Origin of the sequence: Arthrobacter sp. NPDC058127 (assembly GCF_042884555.1) — a bacterium.
GTDB lineage: Bacteria > Actinomycetota > Actinomycetes > Actinomycetales > Micrococcaceae > Arthrobacter.
Genome location: NZ_JBHVTT010000001.1, coordinates 199,655 through 221,112, shown reverse-complemented (window position 1 = coordinate 221,112; position 21,458 = coordinate 199,655). Strand labels below are relative to the sequence as shown.

At 62.1% G+C, this 21,458-nt stretch carries 20 protein-coding genes; 14 read left to right on the top strand and 6 right to left on the bottom strand.

Going from position 1 to position 21,458, the window contains the following annotated elements; translation table 11 throughout:
- The first annotated feature begins 447 nt into the window (after positions 1–447).
- Genes ACFVTG_RS01100 through ACFVTG_RS01085 form a run of 4 tightly spaced genes read left to right on the top strand, consistent with a single transcriptional unit; the run spans position 448 to position 3,565 of the window.
- Positions 448–1,845 (top strand): hypothetical protein, encoded by a 1,398-nt coding sequence (locus ACFVTG_RS01100; RefSeq protein ID WP_390277344.1) that lies wholly within the window; start codon positions 448–450, stop codon positions 1,843–1,845.
- A complete protein-coding gene (locus tag ACFVTG_RS01095; RefSeq protein ID WP_390277916.1) occupies positions 1,818–2,453 on the top strand; it encodes an ATP-binding cassette domain-containing protein in 636 nt (211 codons plus the stop codon). Before ACFVTG_RS01100 ends, ACFVTG_RS01095 begins: the two co-directional genes overlap by 28 nt.
- Positions 2,450–2,989 carry a hypothetical protein gene (locus ACFVTG_RS01090; RefSeq protein ID WP_390277342.1) on the top strand — a complete coding sequence of 180 codons (540 nt, stop codon included), beginning with the start codon at positions 2,450–2,452 and terminating at the stop codon, positions 2,987–2,989. Before ACFVTG_RS01095 ends, ACFVTG_RS01090 begins: the two co-directional genes overlap by 4 nt.
- Positions 2,990–2,992: 3 nt before the next feature.
- Positions 2,993–3,565 carry a hypothetical protein gene (locus tag ACFVTG_RS01085; RefSeq protein ID WP_390277340.1) on the top strand — a complete coding sequence of 191 codons (573 nt, stop codon included), beginning with the start codon at positions 2,993–2,995 and terminating at the stop codon, positions 3,563–3,565.
- Between the two features lie 58 nt (positions 3,566–3,623).
- Here ACFVTG_RS01085 and rpsT read toward each other — a convergent pair whose 3' ends face one another.
- Together rpsT and ACFVTG_RS01075 are read right to left on the bottom strand one after the other, a co-directional pair.
- Positions 3,624–3,884: a 30S ribosomal protein S20 gene (rpsT, locus tag ACFVTG_RS01080; protein ID WP_028267110.1), complete on the bottom strand. Its 261-nt coding sequence runs from the start codon at positions 3,882–3,884 to the stop codon at positions 3,624–3,626.
- A 170-nt stretch (positions 3,885–4,054) separates the two neighbouring features.
- Complete coding sequence (locus tag ACFVTG_RS01075; RefSeq protein WP_390277337.1) at positions 4,055–4,624, bottom strand: type II toxin-antitoxin system PemK/MazF family toxin; 570 nt, start codon at positions 4,622–4,624, stop codon at positions 4,055–4,057.
- A gap of 205 nt (positions 4,625–4,829) precedes the next feature.
- On the opposite strand from ACFVTG_RS01075, the gene lepA reads away from it, so the two are divergent.
- Positions 4,830–6,683 (top strand): translation elongation factor 4, encoded by a 1,854-nt coding sequence (gene lepA, locus ACFVTG_RS01070; protein ID WP_390277334.1) that lies wholly within the window; start codon positions 4,830–4,832, stop codon positions 6,681–6,683.
- A gap of 78 nt (positions 6,684–6,761) precedes the next feature.
- The gene (gene hemW, locus ACFVTG_RS01065; protein ID WP_390277332.1) at positions 6,762–7,991 is read left to right on the top strand and encodes a radical SAM family heme chaperone HemW; all 1,230 of its coding nucleotides are present in this window, start codon (positions 6,762–6,764) and stop codon (positions 7,989–7,991) included.
- Positions 7,992–8,031: 40 nt separating this feature from the next.
- Here the strand turns inward: hemW and ACFVTG_RS01060 are convergent, their stop codons facing one another.
- Both ACFVTG_RS01060 and ACFVTG_RS01055 read right to left on the bottom strand, forming a co-directional pair.
- Positions 8,032–8,445 carry a DUF4870 domain-containing protein gene (locus ACFVTG_RS01060; protein ID WP_284752243.1) on the bottom strand — a complete coding sequence of 138 codons (414 nt, stop codon included), beginning with the start codon at positions 8,443–8,445 and terminating at the stop codon, positions 8,032–8,034.
- A 102-nt stretch (positions 8,446–8,547) separates the two neighbouring features.
- Positions 8,548–9,402, bottom strand: coding sequence for a DUF3097 domain-containing protein (locus ACFVTG_RS01055; protein WP_284752242.1), 855 nt, complete (start codon positions 9,400–9,402; stop codon positions 8,548–8,550).
- A 180-nt stretch (positions 9,403–9,582) separates the two neighbouring features.
- Between ACFVTG_RS01055 and hrcA the strand changes: the two genes are divergently transcribed.
- From hrcA to ACFVTG_RS01040, 3 genes are all read left to right on the top strand, one after another.
- Positions 9,583–10,596 (top strand): heat-inducible transcriptional repressor HrcA, encoded by a 1,014-nt coding sequence (gene hrcA / locus ACFVTG_RS01050; protein WP_284752241.1) that lies wholly within the window; start codon positions 9,583–9,585, stop codon positions 10,594–10,596.
- Between the two features lie 68 nt (positions 10,597–10,664).
- Positions 10,665–11,795: a molecular chaperone DnaJ gene (gene dnaJ, locus ACFVTG_RS01045; RefSeq protein ID WP_284752240.1), complete on the top strand. Its 1,131-nt coding sequence runs from the start codon at positions 10,665–10,667 to the stop codon at positions 11,793–11,795.
- Positions 11,796–11,797: 2 nt separating this feature from the next.
- Positions 11,798–12,574, top strand: coding sequence for a 16S rRNA (uracil(1498)-N(3))-methyltransferase (locus tag ACFVTG_RS01040; protein ID WP_284752239.1), 777 nt, complete (start codon positions 11,798–11,800; stop codon positions 12,572–12,574).
- 13 nt (positions 12,575–12,587) lie between these two features.
- On the opposite strand, the gene ACFVTG_RS01035 is transcribed toward ACFVTG_RS01040, so the two are convergent.
- On the bottom strand, positions 12,588–13,604 hold the full coding sequence (locus ACFVTG_RS01035) for a GerMN domain-containing protein (RefSeq protein ID WP_350225137.1): 1,017 nt from the start codon (positions 13,602–13,604) through the stop codon (positions 12,588–12,590).
- 295 nt (positions 13,605–13,899) lie between these two features.
- Here ACFVTG_RS01035 and ACFVTG_RS01030 point away from each other — a divergent pair, with 295 nt between their 5' ends.
- The 5 genes from ACFVTG_RS01030 (at position 13,900) to ACFVTG_RS01010 (ending at position 19,372) form a co-directional block, all read left to right on the top strand.
- A complete protein-coding gene (locus tag ACFVTG_RS01030; protein WP_284752238.1) occupies positions 13,900–14,988 on the top strand; it encodes a PhoH family protein in 1,089 nt (362 codons plus the stop codon).
- On the top strand, positions 14,985–15,458 hold the full coding sequence (ybeY, locus tag ACFVTG_RS01025; RefSeq protein WP_390277328.1) for an rRNA maturation RNase YbeY: 474 nt from the start codon (positions 14,985–14,987) through the stop codon (positions 15,456–15,458). The genes ACFVTG_RS01030 and ybeY overlap by 4 nt, the downstream gene beginning before the upstream one ends.
- Positions 15,455–16,786 carry a hemolysin family protein gene (locus tag ACFVTG_RS01020; protein ID WP_284752236.1) on the top strand — a complete coding sequence of 444 codons (1,332 nt, stop codon included), beginning with the start codon at positions 15,455–15,457 and terminating at the stop codon, positions 16,784–16,786. Before ybeY ends, ACFVTG_RS01020 begins: the two co-directional genes overlap by 4 nt.
- On the top strand, positions 16,770–17,732 hold the full coding sequence (gene era, locus ACFVTG_RS01015; RefSeq protein ID WP_284752235.1) for a GTPase Era: 963 nt from the start codon (positions 16,770–16,772) through the stop codon (positions 17,730–17,732). Before ACFVTG_RS01020 ends, era begins: the two co-directional genes overlap by 17 nt.
- Positions 17,733–17,806: 74 nt before the next feature.
- Complete coding sequence (locus ACFVTG_RS01010; RefSeq protein WP_390277325.1) at positions 17,807–19,372, top strand: LCP family protein; 1,566 nt, start codon at positions 17,807–17,809, stop codon at positions 19,370–19,372.
- Between the two features lie 10 nt (positions 19,373–19,382).
- Here the strand turns inward: ACFVTG_RS01010 and ACFVTG_RS01005 are convergent, their stop codons facing one another.
- Complete coding sequence (locus ACFVTG_RS01005) at positions 19,383–21,335, bottom strand: M13-type metalloendopeptidase (RefSeq protein ID WP_284752233.1); 1,953 nt, start codon at positions 21,333–21,335, stop codon at positions 19,383–19,385.
- Between the last annotated feature and the right edge of the window lie 123 nt (positions 21,336–21,458).

The window sequence follows — 21,458 nt, the reverse complement described above, 5'->3', positions numbered from 1 at the left end:
GTGAGTCGAACCCCGAAGTCCTAAATACCCTGATGCCGGAACCCGGCGCGTCGCACGCATAACACTCACAGGCGGCACACTCATAGGCGGCCTGGCTACCCACTCAATTCCGCGGCAATCACTACTCAATTTCGGGCAATGACCACTCAAATTCAGGCAAACGGCTACCTCGGCGGTCTTTTTGACCGTAGATTTCGCCGTGGGGAAGTCCTTCCTCCGGATGACGAGCCCGCTGTGTCAGCCCTCTGAGATGCCGGACGGGTGACTACGAAAATCACTGTATGAAAGGAACATTCATGTCAACTCCCGTTGAGAGCCGGAGCCGCACCAACGGCTCACTCACATGGAAGATGGCGAAAATTTGGTCTGGCCAAGAAGTGGGCGCTGAAGCAGTTCGTTGCATGGTAAACCGCTAACACTTACGTACCAGCCCATGAGAAGGCCACAATGAACTCGCCTGACGTCACCCAAAGGCGTACTCGTGTATACGCTGTGGTCCTCTCCGGGTGCAAGGCCACCTTCACAAACGATTTTCGGCGCAGGTCCCATCGGTTCCAGGACCTTCTGTCGAGTTTAGGCTTTCCAGCTCACGCTACGACCATCAACAACGCACTGATCTTTGGGCATTTGTTGACATTACTCATCATCGGCGTGGGTATGGTGTGGACGCCCCAGCCAGCTGGGTTAGCCACATTGGGAATTCCGCTAAGCACTCCTGACCTGGTGAGCATCGCGGCGGTGCTGTTGGCAGTAGCGCTCATACAAGCGAGGCGTCGCTACAGCCAATCCCACCGTTGCTGGAACACCGTGTCAGCACCCCTGGGGGTTGGGATGCGCGCGGGTTTGGTCCTTACGGATCTGGGTCTTGCTGGCATGCTCATCCTTCAGAACCTGCGGTGGCACGAGGTTAGTAATCTATTAGCCGTCGGGGCGCTCGTTATCTCATCATTTCTTGTCGTGGCACCCCTGAAGAGAACGGCGAACCGGGTGCTCGTTATTTTGATTGTTGCCTTATCTGCGAGCAGCCTGATTCTTCTGTTTGCGAATGCATGGTGGTTGGAGGTCGATGACACCCTAGGCTCTGGATTGGGTTACAAATTGTTGTTGATCATGGCAGGCACTGTTCTTACGGCAGCTTCCACGCCTGTTCTATACTGGGTCGCAGCCCATCCCCGTGCGCTGCGTGGCTGTGAGTTGCTGACTGATTTATCAATTAAAGCAGCATGCATTTTTCTCTTGTCAAGCTTGGCCTTGTCGGTCATGGAAATGACACCGTGGCCGTGGACGGCGCCGTTTATTGCTCTCGTTGTCTTCTTCTCGGGGGTAGTTCTGTATCGATCGTCTTTCGTAAGGATCTCGTCACCCGAAACCTTGGGCTTTGCCCTATTCCTAGTAAGGCTTAAACCGTCCTGGGTAAAGCCCCTCATCATCCGCAGCCTGGTAACTGCGATCGTAGTAACCGCACCCTTGACCTTTATGTTGTGTGTATTCCTCCTTTTGGGAAAGTACACCCAGGCGGCGGTCTTGCTCGCTGCCCTTGTCGCTCTCGAGATAAGCATCGACGCCTTGATCGTCCAGCGTCGGACGGCCGTTATGCCGGCCTCGCACGTCGCGAAGTTGGCGCAGAAATCCAAGGCCGGCTTAGGCGCAGCACTTTGCGCTGGCCTCGCAGTTGTGTTCTCAGGCATTCTGAGCACCGCTGCACCGCAAGCAACAAACGGTCCTTGGCTTGGCATCGCGTCTGGCGGACTGACTCTCGTGGCTGTGCTCTTGGCCGCCCTTGTTCTCAACGACGCGCCTGCATGGCTGCGTGAACTATCTGCCACCGAAACGGAGGACACCTGAAATCTCTCGCGCGTGTCGATCATGCCTTTGGATCCCACGTCATTTTTGACGGAGCTGCCGTAGATCTTCCGGACCGCGGCGTTGTTGCGCTTCGAGGGCCGAATGGATGCGGCAAAACGACGCTACTCAAGCTCCTCGGCGGTATGATCTCGACGTCGTGCACTGAAATCGAGCGGTGGAGAAAGGACTTCACGGCGGTCTATCTAGACACGGACTTTCTTACCCTCGACTACCTCACGGTAGAAGAACACTTGGATATGGTCAGGCCGCTGATTGGCACGTCGGAGATGCCGGAAGATGAAGGGCATCATCTTCTGACGGAACAGATGATGCCAGCCAAGGTCGCAGACCTATCCCTCGGACAGCGCCAGCGACTGGTTCTGACAGTAGCTTTGGCACTCAGGAACGTCGATGTCCTACTTCTCGACGAGACCCTTAACGGATTGGACCAGCAAGCCTCTTTAGTCGCACGCCAGTCAATCCTCGCCGTAGGAAGAGGCCGACTGGTCCTCGTGGCTACACACGAGGATGACCACTGGACCGACTACGATCTCGCGATCCGCCAAAAGGATACAGTCGAACTGCGCCCAACAGGAGCGCGAAAATGAGCAGTCGTCTCACCAATAGCGTTCGCGCTCCTTTCAAGGCCGTGCGTTCCCACTTCCCATATCTGGGCACCGATTCCTTGAAAATTCTGATCGCCATGGCCTGCGGGATAGGTTTTGCTTCTCTCTTCACGTGGGGCAGCAGCAGTGACGTGACTTCGATTAGCGTGCCAGGAATACTTCTGCACAACGCTTCCTTGGCTGTTCTCGCTCTTTTCCTGACCCACTACGGTGCGATCGTCATGATGATCCTCAACGGCTTTTGGCTCGGGATGGGCCTGGTTGCCAGTACCGCGGCTGTTGGCCTTCACCAGACCGTTGCGCTCACCGCGATCCACGTTCCCCTCGAGATCGTAGCGTGGACGCTCACAATCCACGGGGCACGCCTATTTTGGCCAACACTTCTCGGAACGGTCAGAGGAGAACACGGTTGGCGTCACGTGGCTCACAAGATGTGCGAAGTCCTCATCGCCGCAGCTACCTTCTACTTCCTGGCTGCCCTGGCCGAGTGGGCCGAACACGCACTGCTCGAAAGGTAAGTCATGACCTCCACGAGCCCAAAGACGTCCGATCAGCCCACACCGCAGAGCCCGAAGAAGATCAACCCGGTCTGGATCATCTGCCTCCTGCTCGCATACACTGCTGCTGCCCAATTCGCTGTGGGGCCGAGCATTGGACGGCTGGCCACGGAAAATGCCGAACACAACCAGTTTTCGAGCCAAGAAGTGCTCCTCACCTTCCTCCGCGTAGGCGTCATTGCCTGGAGTATCCTGGCATCGTTTCTGCAAGCCCTCATATTGAGGCTTATATACAAGGGCATCGTCAAAGGACATGGCCCCACCTTTGGAGCCAGCTGGTTTTGGGTTCTTCTAGGTCAAATCCCGTTCATGGCCACTGTCCTCGTCATGGGTCTGTTTTTGCAGCCCGAAGCGCTCGGTCTCCTCGGTCAAGCCTGGGTGCGTATTCTGTTCGGCACCATCGCGGGGGCCATCTACATTGCGGCTGCAAAGAAGGTGTTTGTTGCCCCGAACGGGCGCCTTGCGATGCTCTTCGTCATCGTCGCCATCGTGAACTCCGTCCTGCTCGTCTCAGGTAGCTCAGCCTTAAATACCTGAGGCCGGCACCCAATGGGTGCCGGCCTCACGCGTTCAGCTCAGTCGAACTGGAAAAACCTTAGAGTGCGTTGACCTTTTTGGAGATCGCCGACTTGCGGTTTGCAGCGTTGTTCTTGTGAATAACGCCCTTGCTGACAGCCTTATCCAGCTTACGGCTGGCAGCAACAAGAGCCTTTGCAGCGGCATCCTTGTCCGTGGACTCAACGGCGGTGGCAACGGCGCGGATGGCCGTCTTCAGCTCAGACTTGACAGCGTTGTTACGCAGGCGAGCCTTCTCGTTGGTGAGGATGCGCTTCTTCTGGGACTTGATATTAGCCACGTGTGTGAACTCTCTTTTTAATGCGGAAATGGTCTAGAGGGTTTTCAGGTTGGCCATCGACTGAGCGGCGTGGGGATGCCTATGGCAGCCAACCATGAGTGGCCGTCGACCTGCACGGACACACAGCCATAAATATTATCAGACTCGGCGCTTTTCCGGGGATTTCGGGTCTATGCCGGATCGTGTCGCCCGTTGAGCCGACGCGCCACTAGTTGGAAAGTGCGTTTGTCGAGGACGGCACCCTCGCGCCGGACGTCCGCCGGACTGACGCGAACTACCCGGTCTACCTTGACCTCACTGGGCCGGCCTTGGGGGTCCCAGGCGCCGGTCCCGATGTCGATGTAGTCGTCTGAATGGAGCCCGTTGTCGTGGTCTTTGCTGGTCAGCATCAGCCCCAGCAGCCACCCGCCGTCGTGCCCAATCAACAGGACCGGCCGGTCCTTACCTTGGGAATAATCCTCTTCGTAAGGGACCCAGGACCACACGATTTCTCCGGGGTCCGGTTTGCCGTCGGGGTTGGGGGCGTACCGCGGAGACACGGCGCCCCTGAAGTCGCCCGGATAGGGGCGTGAAAGCTGCCCGACGCCGGTGCTTGCGCTTCGTGTCCGGCTCGCTGTCGCCGCGGCCCCGGCTTTCGGGGATGGGCGAGCGGGTGCGCCAGCCGGGGCTCCGATGATCCGTCGAAGGTAGCCCAAGGAGCCTTTGAGGAGTCTGCCAAGCAAATGTGTGTCCGATGCCATGGCTCCACCGTACTTTCCATTGCCATGCCGCGTCGCGCATCAAGTTGCTCACCATGCGTCTCCCACATTGCGACGGCGCCCGATCACAGTGCACAAGCGGCGTCGTGTTCATGGGAGACTATTAGTTCAGATATGCGGCATCGGCCGGAATGGTCCAGGCCAGTCCGGAGTCCGGCCGTGTGAGTATCGACAGTAAGGACCCTGCGTGTCTCCCATGGCCCGCACCGCACCGGTGCCCGCCGCGACAGATCCGGCCATCATCCGGAACTTCTGCATCATCGCCCACATCGACCACGGTAAATCCACCTTGGCCGACCGCATGTTGCAGTACACCGGCGTCGTTAAGTCCCGCGACATGAAGGCCCAGTATCTGGACCGCATGGATATCGAACGCGAACGTGGCATCACCATCAAGTCCCAGGCTGTCCGCATGCCTTGGGAACTTGACGGCACCAGCTACGCCCTGAACATGATCGATACCCCTGGCCACGTTGACTTCACCTATGAGGTTTCCCGTTCCCTCGCGGCCTGTGAAGGTGCGGTCCTGTTGGTGGACGCGGCGCAAGGCATCGAGGCCCAGACCCTCGCCAACCTCTACCTGGCGATGGAAAACAACCTGACAATCATTCCGGTGCTCAACAAGATCGACCTCCCGGCCGCCCAGCCCGAAAAGTATGCGGCGGAACTCGCCAACCTGATCGGCGGCGATCCCGAGGACGTGCTGCGCGTGTCCGGCAAGACCGGCGTCGGCGTGGAGGCCCTCCTGGACAAGATCGTCCGCGATCTTCCAGCCCCTGTCGGCGACCCGGACGCTCCGGCCCGCGCCATGATCTTCGACTCCGTGTATGACACCTACCGCGGCGTGGTCACCTATGTCCGTGTCGTGGACGGCATGCTGCACCCACGCGAGCGGATCCAGATGATGTCCACCCGCGCCACCCACGAGCTCCTGGAAATCGGTGTCAGCTCTCCGGAACCCACTCCCTCCAAGGGGCTCGGCGTCGGCGAGGTAGGCTACCTGATCACCGGCGTGAAGGACGTCCGCCAGTCGAAGGTCGGCGACACTGTTACCAACCTGGCCAAGCCCGCGGCGGAGTCCCTCGCCGGTTACGCCGATGCCAAGCCCATGGTCTTCTCCGGCCTGTATCCCTTGGATGGCACCGACTATCCCGTGCTCCGCGATGCCCTCGAGAAGCTGATGCTCAACGACGCAGCGCTCGTCTACGAACCCGAGACGTCTGCCGCCCTGGGCTTCGGTTTCCGTGTGGGCTTCCTCGGCCTGTTGCACCTGGAAATCACCCGTGAGCGCCTCGAACGCGAGTACAACCTCGACCTCATTTCCACCGCTCCCAACGTTGAGTACGAGGTCACGCTGGAGGACAAGCGGGTTATCCACGTCACCAACCCCAGCGAGTACCCCACGGGCAAGATCGCCGAGGTCCGCGAGCCGATGGTGTCGGCCACCATCCTGGCGCCCAATGAGTTTGTGGGTGCCATCATGGAGCTCTGCCAGAGCCGCCGCGGCGTCATGGGCGGCATGGACTACCTCTCCGAAGACCGGGTGGAAATCCGCTACCGCTTGCCGCTGGCCGAAATCGTCTTCGACTTCTTCGACATCCTCAAGTCCAAGACCCGAGGCTACGGTTCGCTGGACTGGAAGGCCGACGGCGAGCAGGTCGCCGACCTGGTCAAGGTGGACATCATGCTCCAGGGTGAGCAGGTTGACGCTTTCAGCGCCATCACCCACCGTGACAAGGCCTACGCCTACGGGGTCATGATGACTGGCAAGCTGCGCGAGCTCATTCCCCGCCAGCAGTTCGAGGTGCCCATCCAGGCCGCTATCGGCTCGCGGATCATTGCCCGCGAGAGCATCCGCGCCATCCGCAAGGACGTCCTTGCCAAGTGCTACGGCGGTGACATCACCCGTAAGCGCAAACTTCTGGAAAAGCAGAAGGAAGGCAAGAAGCGCATGAAGATGGTGGGCCGCGTGGAAGTTCCACAGGAAGCGTTCATCGCCGCCCTGACCACCGACGAATCCAAGGACAAGGCCAAGAAGTAATGCGGCTTTTCGCCCGGAACGCTGCGGGACAGGCTCACCCTGGAGCGACGCGCACAGGACGGGCCCGGAGGGAATTCCGTGCCTAGCGTTCTTCCCCTCGGGGATCCGGCACCTGCGGACGGCCTCTTGCCTCCGCAGGTGCTCGACGGCGTCGATTCACGCAAGTTCGGACTGTACGTCCACATACCCTTCTGCGCCGTGCGTTGCGGATACTGCGATTTCAACACCTACACTGCCACCGAGCTTGGTGGCGGCGCCTCCCAGGACGCCTACGCGTCCACTGCCATTTCGGAAGTGGAGTTCGCCGTCCGGGCCATGGAAGCCTCAGGGCTGCCTCAGCGGCCCCTGAGCACAGTGTTCTTCGGCGGCGGCACACCGACCCTGCTGCCTGCTGAAGATCTCGCACGCATCCTGACGGCCGCCGTCGGGCACTGGGGACTGGAAGCGGGAGCCGAAGTCACCACTGAAGCGAATCCGGACTCCGTGACGCCGGAATCCCTCCAACTGCTCGCCGACGCCGGCTTCACCCGGATTTCCTTCGGCATGCAGTCGGCGGTCCCGCACGTGCTCAAAGTCCTGGACCGTACGCACACACCCAGCCGGGTTCCCTTGGTTGTCCAGTGGGCGCGCGACGCCGGCCTTGCCGTGAGCCTCGACCTCATCTACGGCACTCCGGGCGAGTCCATGGCTGATTGGCAAACGTCCTTGGAGACTGCTTTGTCCTACGGTCCGGACCACATCAGTGCCTACGCGCTGATCGTGGAAGAAGGCACCAAGCTCGCGGCACAGATCCGGCGCGGAGAAGTGCCCGGGATCGACGACGACGACCACGCCGCCAAGTACGAACTCGCCGATCAGCTGATCAGCGCCGCCGGGCTGGACTGGTATGAAGTCAGCAATTGGTCCCGCACACCGGAACAGGCGTGCAAACACAACCTTGCCTACTGGCGGGGGGACGATTGGTGGGGGATCGGACCCGGCGCGCATTCCCACATGGGCGGCGTCCGCTGGTGGAACGTCAAACACCCCACCGCCTATGCCAACAGGCTCGGTAGCGGGGTCTCGCCGGCCGCTGGACGCGAAACGCTCGACGCCGGAACCCGGGAAGTGGAACGCATCATGCTGGAGGCGCGCCTCGGCACCGGGCTGCAGGTCGATGCCCTCGACAAGGTGGGTCGCCACGCCGTCGCGGGCCTCATCGCGGACGGCCTGGTTGAGCCTGGAGCAGCCTTCCAAGGACGGCTGGTCCTGACACTCAAGGGCCGGCTACTCGCGGATGCCGTGGTCCGCCGGATCCTTCCGGACTAACGTCCGGCGCGGGAACCGGCACAGGGATCGCGAAGACCCGCTACTTGATCCAGCGCAGGTTGAAGCGGTAGCGGTGCGGCTGTCCGTGGTTCACGCGGATTCCGGCCGACACCGAGAAGCAGGTCACTGCGACCCAGATTCCCGTGGCAAGGACAGCGAACAGGTTTCCCACCACCGGGAGCAAGACCAGGATGTTGGCGAGCACTGCGGCAATCGTCGGGGGCAACGTGAAGTTCAGCGCCTCCTTGGATTCCTGGGCCGTGAACGGGCCACGTTCGCGGAAGATCAAGTAGATCAGGAGCGACGGCACGCAGCCGAGGATCCCTCCGAAGTGCGCCAGGGTTGCCCACTGCCGGTCTTCCGAGGCGGTCAAGGGCAGCGCGTTGGCAGGAACGCCGTGGTACTGGGACTGGCCCGAGGCGCCGTCCCGATCGTCAGGAGCGTTGTCTGCCACAGTTTCTTCCTTCGAGTATCTATCGGTGCAGTGTTGCTGTCCCAGAATACTTGCTCGGCACGCGATCAGCCGACCAACCACCGTGCCCGAGGCAGGTAATCATCAGGGAACGGTCAGGAAATCGATGACTTCCTCCACGCGACCCAGCAAAGAGGCTTCCAAATCGGCGTAGCTGTGGACGGCGCCCAGAAGCTTTTGCCACCCCAGTCCGATGTCTTCGGCCGTCTCATGCGGCCAGCCGAACGACTTCAGGATGCCGGTCTTCCAATCAGTGCCCCGCGCGACGGTCGGCCATTGCTCGATCCCCAATACTTTGGGCCGGATTGCCTGCCAGACGTCCACATAGGGGTGACCGACGATCAGGACGTTTCCCGTGGCGCCCGGCAGCGTCATGGCGTCGGCAGCAATCCGCGACTCCTTCGAATCCGGGACCAAGTGGTCCACGAGGATCCCGAGCCGTCGGCCCGGCCCGGGGGAGAACGCGGCAATGGCCGCCTTGAGATCGTCCACGCCGTGCAAGGGCTCGACGACGATGCCCTCCACCCGGAGATCGTCTCCCCACACCTTTTCCACGAGTTCGGCGTCGTGCTTGCCTTCCACCCAGATCCGGCTTGCCTTGGCGACCTGGGCCCGCTGCCCGGCGACGCGGACGGAACCTGATGCCGTCCTACCTGCTTGCGGCGCGCCCTTGGCGGCCGGGCGTGGCGCTGGCGGCAGGAGTTTCACTGCTTGGCCCTCCAGCAGGAATCCGAAGCCGAGCCGGAACGATTTGGTCTTACCCCGACGGTCCTCAAGCACCACAATGTGCATGCCTCCGGACTTCTCCACCCTGGTCACGGCCCCGACCCAACCGGACTGAACGTCCTCGAGAACCATCCCGCGTTCAACGGGCACTTCAGGCAGTTGCCGTTTGGCCGGCGAGGAGAGGTCTTGCGGGCCCCAATTGTCGTAAGACACGGTCTTCACACCACTTTGCGCTAGGGGATCGGTCACGGTCCGTGGCATGCCGCAGGACCGCGCGGGAATCATGTTCGCCGCGAGCGGTACCAATGCTAACAACGAGGTGGCTCATACTAGACTTGTTAGCACTTGGGCATGTTGAGTGCTAACTGTTGAAATGTTGATCGGAGGTGGGCAGTGAGCGAACCACGCAAGCTTGAAGTGTTGCGCGCCATCGTGGAGGACTACGTTCACTCCCGCGAGCCCGTCGGCTCCAAAGCCTTGGTCGAACGGCACCATTTGGGAGTGTCGAGCGCCACCATCCGCAATGACATGGCCCTCCTGGAAGAAGAAGGCCTCATTGCGGCGCCCCACACGAGTGCGGGCCGCATCCCTACGGACAAGGGTTACCGCTTGTTCGTCGACCGTATTTCCGAGGTCAAGCCGCTTTCGGCTGCCGAGCGCCGGGCCATCCACTCGTTGCTTGAGGGACCCGACGACGTCGAGGACATCCTTGAGCGCACCGTCCGGCTCCTCTCCCAACTGACCAACCAGGTCGCCGTCGTACAGTATCCGCACCTGAGCCGCGCGCGCGTCCGGCACATCGAGTTTGTCCTTTTGGCGCCGCGCCAGATCCTGGTGGTGTTGATCGCCGATTCGGGCAAAGTGGAACAGGGCGTTGTGCACGCAGCGGCGGACGCCACCGACGAAGAGCTCATGGCCCTGCGCGGGCGATTCCTTGGGAGTATTTCCGGCTCCCAGCTCGACCTCATGCCGCAGGTCCTGCCCTCGGTGGTTGCCTTGTGCCCGCCGGCGCTCCGGAACCTTGCCGGCGCCCTTGCCCTCGGCCTGGAAAGGCTTGCCGAGCGGAGCCGCGACGAACGCATGGTCATGGCAGGCACGGCAAACCTGGCCCGCTCCAATGTGGACTTCCCGCTGAGCATCGGTCCGGTCCTCGAAGCGCTCGAGGAGCAGGTGGTCATGTTGCGGCTGTTGTCGGACATGGCGGAGGACCCCCGGGGCGTCACGGTGAGCATCGGGCGCGAAAACCCCTATGACGGGCTCTCCGAAGCTTCCGTCGTTGCCACGGGCTACGGTCCGGGCAGCAGCGCCAAGATCGGGATTCTTGGACCCACCCGCATGGACTATCCGAACACCATGGCGGCCGTCCGTGCCGTCGCACGCTACCTTTCCCGCATTCTGGGCGGCTGACGGCTTCGGCTGGAAACCGCCGCACAAGAAACGCAGTGTAACCGTAAAACAAGGAAGAGATACCGACTTTGAGCAGCCACTATGACGTTCTGGGCGTCTCGCCGGAAGCAACCGGCGAGGAGATCAAGAAGGCCTACCGCAAGCTCGCACGAAAGCTGCACCCCGATGTGAACCCAGGTGCCGGCGCTGCCGAGGAATTCAAGGCCGTAACTCATGCTTACGAGGTCCTCTCCGACCCCCAGAAGCGCCGCGTCTACGACGCCACCGGCAACGAGAACGGGACCGACAACGGTTTCGGCGGAGGCTACGCGGGCCAGGGATTCGCCTTCCAGGACATCTTCGACACCTTCTTCGGTGGCGGAGGTGGCGGAATGCAAGGCCCCGCATCACGCATGCGCCGGGGGCAGGACGCCCTGATCAGTGTCCGCATCGACCTGCGCGAGGCCGTCTTCGGTGTCAACAAGAAGCTTGAGGTGGACACCGCTGTCATCTGTCCCACGTGCGAGGGCTCATGCTGCCGTCCGGGCACCCACCCCGAGCGCTGCGACATCTGTGGCGGCTCGGGCCAGGTCCAGCGCGCTGTGCGCTCGATTCTCGGCCAGGTCATGACGGCCGCACCGTGTGGATCGTGCGAAGGTTTCGGTTCGATCATCAAGGATCCTTGTAATGAGTGCAGCGGCCAAGGCCGTATCCGCAGCCGCCGTTCACTGACCGTCAAGGTGCCAGGCGGCGTTGCTACCGGAACCCGCATCCAGCTATCGTCGCAAGGCGAAGCAGGTCCCGCCGGCGGACCTCCCGGTGACCTCTACGTGGAGATCCGGGTCAACAGCGATTCCACCTACATACGGGAAGGCGACGACCTTCACGCAACGCTGAGCGTTCCCATGACCGCCGCGGCATTGGGTACCGAGCTTCAGCTTGATACTTTCGATGGCCCCCAGGAGATCGACGTCAAGTCCGGCACGCAATCCGGCGAAGTCATCACCCTGCGCGGGCTCGGCGTCACCCACCTCCGCGGCTACGGCAGGGGAGACCTCAAGGTGCACCTGCACGTCGAGACGCCCGGCAAGCTCGACGCCGCACAGGAAGACTTGCTACGCCAACTGGCGAAGTTGCGCGGAGAGCAGTTCACCGAAGGCAAGCTTGTGGCCAGTGGCGGTATGTTCGCGAAGCTGCGGGATAAGCTCGGTAACCTGTAGCGGTGAGCAACCCCGTATTCTTCACAGCAGCCGGAACGCTTGACGGGCTCGGCCCTGGTGACGCTTTCGTGCTCGACGGCGCCGAAGCAAGGCACGCTGTCACCGTCAAGCGCCTTGAAATCGGCGAATCGGTCGATATCGCCGACGGTGCCGGTAAACGGCTCACGGGCACCGTGACGGAATCCGGGCAGGGAACCTTGACAGTCCTTGCCTCCACCGTCCAGGAGGAGCACCAGCCGACAGTGCGGCTCGTGTTGGTCCAGGCCCTCGCGAAAGGCGACCGGGACGAGCTTGCCGTCGAAACGGCAACGGAACTCGGGATCGACGCCGTCGTGCCCTGGCAAGCGGAACGTTCCATCGTCCGTTGGAAGGGTGACCGGGCTGCCAAAGCCCACGCCAAATGGCAATCCGTCGCCACAGCAGCCGCCAAGCAGGCGCGGCGCGCGTGGATTCCCGAGGTGCGTGCCGCCGTCGACGGCTCGGGCTTGGCCGCGGCCGTTGCCGCGGCCGATCTGGCGATCATCCTGCACGAGGACGCGAAACGCCCGTTGCGTGAGGTTCTGGAGAAGTGGCAGGGCGAGGCTTCTAACGCGGATGCCGGAGATGGACTGGAAGTCCTGCTCATCGTCGGCCCCGAGGGTGGCATTTCACCGCGCGAAGTGACCAAGCTCAGCGACGTCGGTGCCGTCACCGCACTCTTGGGCCACCACGTGCTTCGCTCGTCGACGGCGGGCCCCGCCGCCGTCGTGCTGGCCAGCGACATTCTGGGGCGCTGGTAGGAAGCCTGCCGGATCAGCGAACGTTGAACGAACGGGTATCCGTCGCGACGTCGGCGCCATCGGGGCCAACCAAGGAAACCCGCAATTCATAGCGGCCCGCTCCGAGCCCCACGGTGAGGCTGAATACCCCGCCTTGTCCCGGGACGGTCGACGCGGTTGTCTGCCCGGCAAGGTAGGACGACTTGTCGCCATTTGAGTTCTCGCGGAGGATCTGCCAATGCAGTTTCTTCGAGGGGTCCGTGCTTCGCCCGTTGAACTTGACCGGACCGGCAGGCAAGGTCAAATCCTCCTGCGGGTCAATGATCCACACAGGTGCCACCATGGTTGCGTCGCGGACCATGGGATCGCCCAGTTTGACTTGTCCGAATGCCATGTAGTCCGTGTGCCCGTCCACCAAGATGGTCACTTTGATCTGCTGTCCGGCATCGATCAGGCCGGAGCTCGCGGCCGCAGCGGTCGCGGTGTAGACGAGTTGCTGGACGGCCCGCTGAGCCATCCCGGCATCGAGATTGGAATTGAACGCGTCGCGGGATACGTCCACCGTGACCACGTTCTTACCGGAAATCGAGGTCGCCAGGCTGCCCGGATTCTGCCACGGCGTGAAGAAATCGTGATCCAACGGCTTCTGGGACATCATGATCCGCAAGGCCGTGGTGATGGGGTTCTCGTTGCCCGGGTTGTCACGGAATTCGCGGTACAGGAAGGTGTCAGTGTCGCTTCGACCGATCCAATACACGGGGATCTTGTTTGAGGCCTGGGTTGTTTCGAGCGGAGCATTGCTGTCCGGGGCCACCTGCAGGGCGGCTGTCGGGGTGGGAACCGGCGTCGTGGATCCCTGTCCCGTGCGATCGGCAATGCAACCCGACAGGAACAAGGCAGCCGTCAAGGCGGTCGCAAGCATGGCGGAACTTTTCCGGATGCGTGTGCCGTGTGAAATGCCGGCTGGCCTGGTGATGGTGGATTCCTGCTCGTGTTCGGCCGCTGTGGTGCGGGTGGAGTCGTGCGCCCGGGTGGCCGGGTACAAGGGCATTTTTGCCCATGAATCAGCTTGTCATAGTCCCGCGGGCGTCGGCTGGCGTTTCGATACTCAGGCGGCGAACTGCAATGCGATTGATACGAGGTCGATGCCGAGTTGATACCAAAGCGTTCGAATCGGCCGTCTGCAGCCCCGCCAGGCACAGGCCTGGAACGACTGCGGAGACTGGCTGGCGTAGGATTGAAAGCAATCCGAGGCCCGCGATCCTGCGCCCATCCAGCAAACGGACATCGGAGGAAATCGATGGACATCACCAAGCCGGAGGAGCACAGGCCGCGAGGCCAGCACTATGACAGAATCATTGAACGGGCGGCCCAAGGCCGGCAGCGTTGAGACAGGTCCGGCCGAGTTCCCACACTCTGTCCCGGGCGCCCGGACGGAAGTTGTCATCTTCGACAACTCGGATCAGATGGTTCAGACCCTTGGTAGCCATGACGAGGCGCTGCGCTACATCGAAGCCCAGTTCCCCGGCGTCGACTTTCATGTGCGCGGCAACGAGCTCTCCTTCAGCGGACCGTCAAGCGATGTCCCGCGGATCATGCGGCTTCTGGAGGAAGTCCGCGGCCTGGTCGGCAAGGGGACGGTCATCACCCCGGACGTGCTCCAGCAGCTAGTTTCCTTGTTGCGCAGCCAATCGCTCCAAAACCCCGTGGAAGTCCTGACTCACAACATTCTTTCCAGCCGCGGGCGCACCATACGCCCCAAGACGCTGAACCAGAAAAACTATGTCGACGCCATTGACGACAACACTGTGATCTTCGGGATCGGCCCTGCGGGCACGGGCAAAACTTATCTGGCCGTCGCCAAGGCTGTTCAGGCCCTGCAGCTCAAGGAAGTCAGCCGTATCATCCTCACGAGGCCGGCCGTCGAAGCCGGAGAGCGCCTCGGCTTCCTGCCGGGGACGCTGAGCGACAAGATCGATCCGTATCTGCGCCCTTTGTACGACGCATTGCACGACATGATGGACCCGGAATCGATCCCGCGGCTCATGGCCGCCGGGACCATTGAGGTAGCACCGCTCGCTTACATGCGCGGCCGCACGCTCAACGACGCGTTCATCATTCTTGACGAGGCGCAGAACACCACCGCGGAACAGATGAAGATGTTCCTGACGCGGCTCGGCTTCGGTTCCAAGATGGTTGTCACGGGGGATATCACCCAAGTGGATCTGCCCTTCGGTGCCACCTCCGGGCTGCGTATCGTCCAGGAAATCCTCAGCGGGATCGACGACGTGAACTTTACGATGCTGGACGCGTCCGACGTCGTCAGGCACCGGTTGGTCGCCGACATCGTGATCGCGTACAGCAAATGGGATGAAAAGCACCGGGCGCGTGTCCAGCACACGCCCATCCATGACAAACGGGGAGAACACCGATGAGCATAGAGGTCAACAACGAGTCCGGCGTCCAGGTGGACGAGGCACAATTGGTGACGCTCTCACGCTTCATCTTCGAGCGGCTCTACATTCACCCCCAAGCCGAACTTTCCATCCTCCTGGTGGATGAAGCTGCGATGGAAAAGCTCCACATCGAGCTCATGGACGAACCCGGCGCCACCGATGTCCTGTCTGTTCCTATGGATGAGTTGACGCCGGGAACGCCGGGGAAGCCGACTCCGCAGGGCATGCTGGGCGACATCGCCATCTGCCCGCAAGTGGCCGAGGTGCAAGCGCGCAACGCCGGTCATTCGACACAGGATGAAATGCTCCTGCTCTGCACGCACGGAATCCTTCACCTGCTCGGTTTCGACCATGCCGAGCCGGAGGAAAAAGAAGAAATGTTCGGCCTGCAGCGTGAGCTGCTGTCCGCGTTCCTTGGCAAGGACGCCCCCATGGAGACAATGCTGTGACCTCGCTCATCCTGGTCGGGATGGCGTTGGTGTTCCTCAGTTTCGTCGCCCTGCTGACCGCGGCTGAGGCTGCCTTCACCTTCCTGCCGCGGCACGACGCGGAGCAAGCCATCGTCAGGAGCCGGGGGAATTCGCTTCGCAGTATCCTCGCCCAGCCTGTTGCGCACATTCGCGCGCTGCGGTTCTGGCGGGTCTGGTTCGAGATGGCGGCAGCAGTTGCAGTCGCAGTCGTCATGCATAGTCTCCTCGAGAACGTCTGGCTTGCCGGTTTGGCGGCGACCGGCATCATGGCCGTCATTGGTTTCGTCTTGGTGGGTGTCTCGCCCCGCCAACTCGGACGCGCCCACTCAGGCGGGGTGGTTCGCTACTCGGCCCCGCTCATCAGGTTCCTGTGCTGGATCCTCGGTCCTATTCCCGGCTGGCTCGTGGCGATCGGCAGCACGGTGGCTCCCGGTGCGCCCAGCGGCGACGAAGCGTTCTTCAGTGAGGAAGAATTCCGTGAACTCGTCGACAGGGCTACGGAATCAGACATGATCGAGGACAGCGAGGCCGAACTTATCCAGTCTGTCTTTGACTTCGGCGACACCCTGGTCCGCTCGGTGATGGTCCCTCGAACGGACATTGTGAGCATCGAGTCCGGATCCAGCCTGGAGCAGGCCATGGCCCTGTTCCTGCGCTCCGGGTACTCAAGGATCCCCGTCATCGGCGAGAACGCCGACCAGATCCGCGGCATTCTCTATTTGAAGGACGTTGCTGCAGCACTGCACCGCCCGGAACAGCCATCGGCGCGCCAGGACGTCGATGCCATAGCCCGCGAGGCACGATTCGTTCCCGAATCGAAGCCTGTCAGCGACCTCCTGAGTGAGCTCCAGCAAGAGTCCACTCACGTGGCCATCGTCATTGACGAATACGGCGGCACGGCAGGACTCGTGACGCTGGAGGACCTCATTGAGGAAATCGTGGGGGAGATCGTGGATGAGTACGACTCCAATGATGCCGAGGTCACTGACCTGGGTGACGGCACGTACCGCGTCAGTTCACGGATGAGCATCGACGACCTCGGCGAGCTTTTCGACATTGACCTCGACGACGACGAAGTGGACACCGTGGGCGGCCTCCTGGCCAAGACCCTGGGCAAGGTGCCGATCGTAGGCAGCGCGGTGCAGGTGGATGGGATCTCCTTGAAAGCCGATAGGCTGGAAGGCCGGCGAAACCGGGTCAGCCATATCATTGCGGCAGCCATTCCAAAAGAAGACACTGACCTTGAAGACCTTCTCGACGAGGCCGACACAACGCAACAGGGAGTTCCACGTGAGCAAGCACAATAAGAAGTTCGACGCCGATCAGGACTTCGGCGGCTTCCACGCGGGATTCTCGGTTCTTGTGGGCCGTCCCAACGCCGGCAAGTCCACCCTCACCAACGCTTTGGTCGGCCAGAAGGTGGCCATTACCTCGGCAAAGCCGCAGACCACGAGGCACACGATCCGCGGCATTGTCCATCGGGAGGACGCCCAGCTGATCCTCGTGGACACCCCCGGCCTGCACCGCCCCCGCACCCTCCTTGGTAAGAGGCTCAACGATCTCGTCGCGGACACCCTCTCGGAAGTGGACGCGATTGGCTTTTGCCTGCCCGCCAACGAGAAGATCGGGCCGGGCGACAAGTACATTGCGGCCCAGCTCGCCGCCGTCGGACGCAAGCCCATCATCGCCCTGGTCACCAAGACCGACCTGGTGGACCGGCAGGCCCTGACCGAGCAGCTCCTGGCGGTAGCCGCCTTGGGCCGCGAAGTACTCGGCGAACAAGGCTGGGCCGATATCGTTCCGGTTTCGGCGACCGATGGCTTCCAGGTCAATACCGTCGCCGACGTCCTCATCGGCCACATGCCGCCCTCTCCTCCTCTGTACCCGGACGGTGAACTCACCGATGAACCGGAGGCCGTCATGGTCGCCGAACTTATCCGGGAAGCAGCCCTGGAAGGGGTTCGCGACGAGCTTCCGCACTCCCTGGCCGTGGTGGTGGAGGAAATCCTGCCCCGCGAAGGACGCTCCGAAGACAACCCGCTCCTCGACGTGCGCGTCAACCTGTACGTCGAGCGCCCATCCCAGAAGGCCATCATCATCGGCAAGGCCGGAAGCCGGCTGCGCGAGGTCGGAACGAACGCCCGCAAGGGGATCGAGGCCCTCTTGGGAACCAAGATCTACCTCGACCTGCACGTGAAAGTGGCCAAGGATTGGCAGCGCGATCCGAAGCAACTCGTGAAGCTGGGATTCTAGCCGCTGGGGAATTTCCCAGATTGGGCCCGTAAAATGGTCCGAATCCCATTTTCCGAGGAAAGGTTGAGCGCGCAGTGCGACGTCGCGATGCACGCGTTCAGGAGCCCGGCACCGTTGGTGCGCGCGGCACTGCACGCCACGGGGAAGCCCCCGGCACCCCCCGCCACATGAATGCTCCGAAGGGCCTCCCGCTCTGGCTCAAGGTCACTGCCGTGACGGTGTCGGTGCTGTTGGTCGGCGGTATCGCCTTCGCTGCTTACTGGGTCATCCGCTTGCAGTCGAACATCAGCAAAGCACCTTTGTCGGCAGGCGCTTCCAGGACCGAGGCGGCAGCAAACGATGCGACGGACCGCCTGCAGATCCTGATCCTCGGGTCCGACACCAGGGACGGGAAGAACTCGCAATACGGTTCAACGCAGGACTCTACTGGCTATGGCCAGTCGGATGTCATGATGCTGCTGGACATTTCGGCGGACAACAAGAGGGTGAGCCTCACCAGCTTTCCCCGCGACCTCCTGGTGGATGTCCCGTCATGCACTGATCCCAAAACCAACACTGTGTATCAGCCCCATTCCAACGTCATGATCAACTCGGCCATGGCAGAAGCCGGAATCGGTTGCGCCGTAGACACAGTGAACAAGCTAACGGGACTGCAAATCGACCACTTCATGATGGCCGACTTCAACGCCGTCAAGGAGCTGTCCAACGCCGTAGGCGGAGTGGACGTGTGTGTAAGCGACGCTGTCTACGACCCCGACTCCGGGCTCCGGCTGCCCCAGGGAACCTCGAAGGTCCAGGGGGAGCAGGCCTTGGCCTTCCTCCGGACGCGCCACGGTTTTGGCGATGGAAGCGACCTCGGCCGCATCCAGGCGCAGCAGGGTTTCCTCTCCTCGCTGACCCGGAAGATCAAGTCCGACGGCACGTTGGGCAATCCGCAGAGCCTCCTGTCCATCGCGGATGCCGTGACAAAGAACCTGACCGTGGATGAAGGCCTGGCGTCCGTCCAGTCGCTCCTGACCATCGGGAGCCGCCTCAAGGACGTTGACTTGTCCAAGGTCGCTTTCGTCTCGGCTCCCACCCAGCCCGCCGCCGTCGACCCCAACCGGCTCGAATTGGTTCAACCGCAAGCCTCCCAGCTGTTCGCCGCCATGCGCGCGAACCTGGACCTGACCACTCCGGGCGCTACGGCCGCTCCCTCGCCTGCGGCGTCGGGCGCCCCGAGCAACAGCGCGGCGCCAACGCCGAGCGCTCCCGCCGCTCCTGCCTATGACAAGGCCCTTCAGCCAGTGACCGTTGCCGACGGAACAGGCATCGCATCCCGCGGCCAGGAGATCGCCGCCGCCCTGGTTGGCGGCGGATTCACGAAAGCCGCACACTTCCTTGCGGCCGCTGTGCCCAAGACCGTTGTCTATTACGGCCCCGGCTACGCTGACGTCGCGCCGGATGTCGCAAGTCTCCTAGGGATCCCGGCCTCGCAAATAGAAGCATCCAACGGCGTGGTCGGAGTCCAGGTCTACATAGGCAGCGACTTCGATTCCGGGACCAAATACGGAGTGGCCTCCGTACCGTCCAACGTCGTCAAGCAGACCGCGGGCGACGTGAAATGCCAGGCGGTCAACCCGGCACTCGTCGCTAGGTAGTTGCCGCTGCCTACCAGATACTGACTCGGTCCTCGGGCGACAGCCACATCCCATCCCCGGCTTCCACCGTGAACGCCTCGTGGAACGAGTCCAGGTTCTTGGCGATGGCATTGGTCCGGAACTCGTTGGGGGAATGCGGGTCCGTGGCGACGCGACGGATGGCTTCCTCGGGACGGATGACCTGGCGCCAACCGGCAGCCCAGGACATGAAGAAGCGCTGCTGGCCGCTAAGGCCTTCGAGAACAGGGGGTTCAGCACCGTCAAGGCTCAGGAGGTAGGCCTTGTAGGCGATGGTCAGGCCGCCCAGATCGCCGATGTTTTCGCCGAGCGTGAGCTTCCCGTTGACCTTGTGCTCCGGAGCGGCATACGGGGCGAGGGCGTCGAATTGGGCAACGAGCTTCGCCGCAAGTCCTTCGAAGGCCTTGCGGTCTTCCTCGCTCCACCAATTCCGCAGCGCACCGCTTCCGTCGAACTGGGAGCCTTGGTCGTCGAAGCCGTGGCCGATTTCATGGCCGATGATGGCGCCGATACCTCCGTAGTTGACTGCGTCGTCGGCCTCCGCCGTGAAAAAGGGTGGTTGCAGGATCGCAGCAGGGAAGACAATCTCGTTCAACATCGGGTGGTAATACGCGTTGACGGTCTGCGGGGTCATGAGCCACTTGTCGAGATCGACAGGCTTGCCGACCTCATCGAGGTGGCGGTCGACGTCGGCGTTGTGGGCCCGTTCGACGTTCCCCAGAAGATCGGCCGGGTCGATGTCGACGGCGGAATAGTCTATCCACTTGTCCGGGAAACCAATCTTGGGCCGGAAGGCCTCAAGCTTTTTCAACGCCTCGGCCTTGGTGTCCTCGCCCATCCAGTCAAGCGCCGTGATGCTCTCGCGATAAGCCTCGATCAGTTTGGCGACGAGCGTCTGCATCCTGGCCTTGTACCCCTCGGGGAAGTGGCGCTCCACGTAGATCTGGCCTACCGCCTCGCCAAGGGCGGCTTCGACGACGGCGACGCCGCGCTTCCAGCGGTCCTTGTTCTGTGGAGTGCCACTCAGGGTGGTCCCATAGAAGTCGAAGTTTGCGTCCACGAACGCCGAGGAAAGATAGGGGGCGGCGGCATTGAGGACACGCAGGGCCAGCCACTCCTGCCACGTGCCAAGGGACTCGGACTCGACAAGGGCGGAGGCGCCGGTGAAGAAATCAGGAGTGCTCACCACCAGCTCGGTGAATTTGTCTTCCTCAACCCGGGCGGAATCGAACCATGCGTCAAGGTACGGGAACAGCTCACGGCCCTCCTCCGCGGTCTTGAGGTTGTAGGTCTTCTGCGGATCGCGCAGGGTGACGTTGTCCCAGTGGTGCGAGGCAAGCGCCTTTTCAAGGGCGACAACACGATCGGCGGCACCGTCGGCGTCGGGAATGCCTGCCAGGCCGAAGAGCTTGGCGACGTATTTCGCGTAGGCGCTGACAATTCCTTCGAACTTCTCGTCCCGGTAGTAGGACTCGTCGGGCAGGCCGAGGCCGCCCTGACCGATGTACAACAGGATCCGGTCCGGGTTCCCGGCGTCGGGCGCAGGATAGATGGAGAAGAGGCCGGAAACATCCGAGCGGAACAGCCGCCCGGTCAGGGCAACCACTTCGGCCGGCGAAGCTGTGGCAAAGACCTCGGCGAGCCGGGCCCGGATGGGCTCCATGCCCTTGGCCTCGGTGGCTTCCTCGTCCATGAAGCTGTTGTAGAGATCGCCTACTTTGCGTTCGATGCCGCTGGCATCCTCGCCCTTTGCGGCAGCCTCCTCGATGATCGCTTTGACCGCGAGTTCAGCGCCGTCCCGTAGCGCGGTGAACGTTCCCTCAAGCGGGCGGTCGTCAGGGATGACCGTCGACTTCAGCCACGCCCCGTTGACGTGCTGGTAGAGGTCGTCCTGCGGCCTAACGCTTTCATCGATGTTGGACAGTGTGATCCCCGACTGTGGCACAAGAACTCCTTCGGACGACGAGCGGAACCGGCTCACCACCGTTCCCGCGTCTGCATAGTGGACGTTGCTTCTGGTATTGCATTGTCATCATACGCACCCGTGTTACTGTGAAATGGTGCGTGC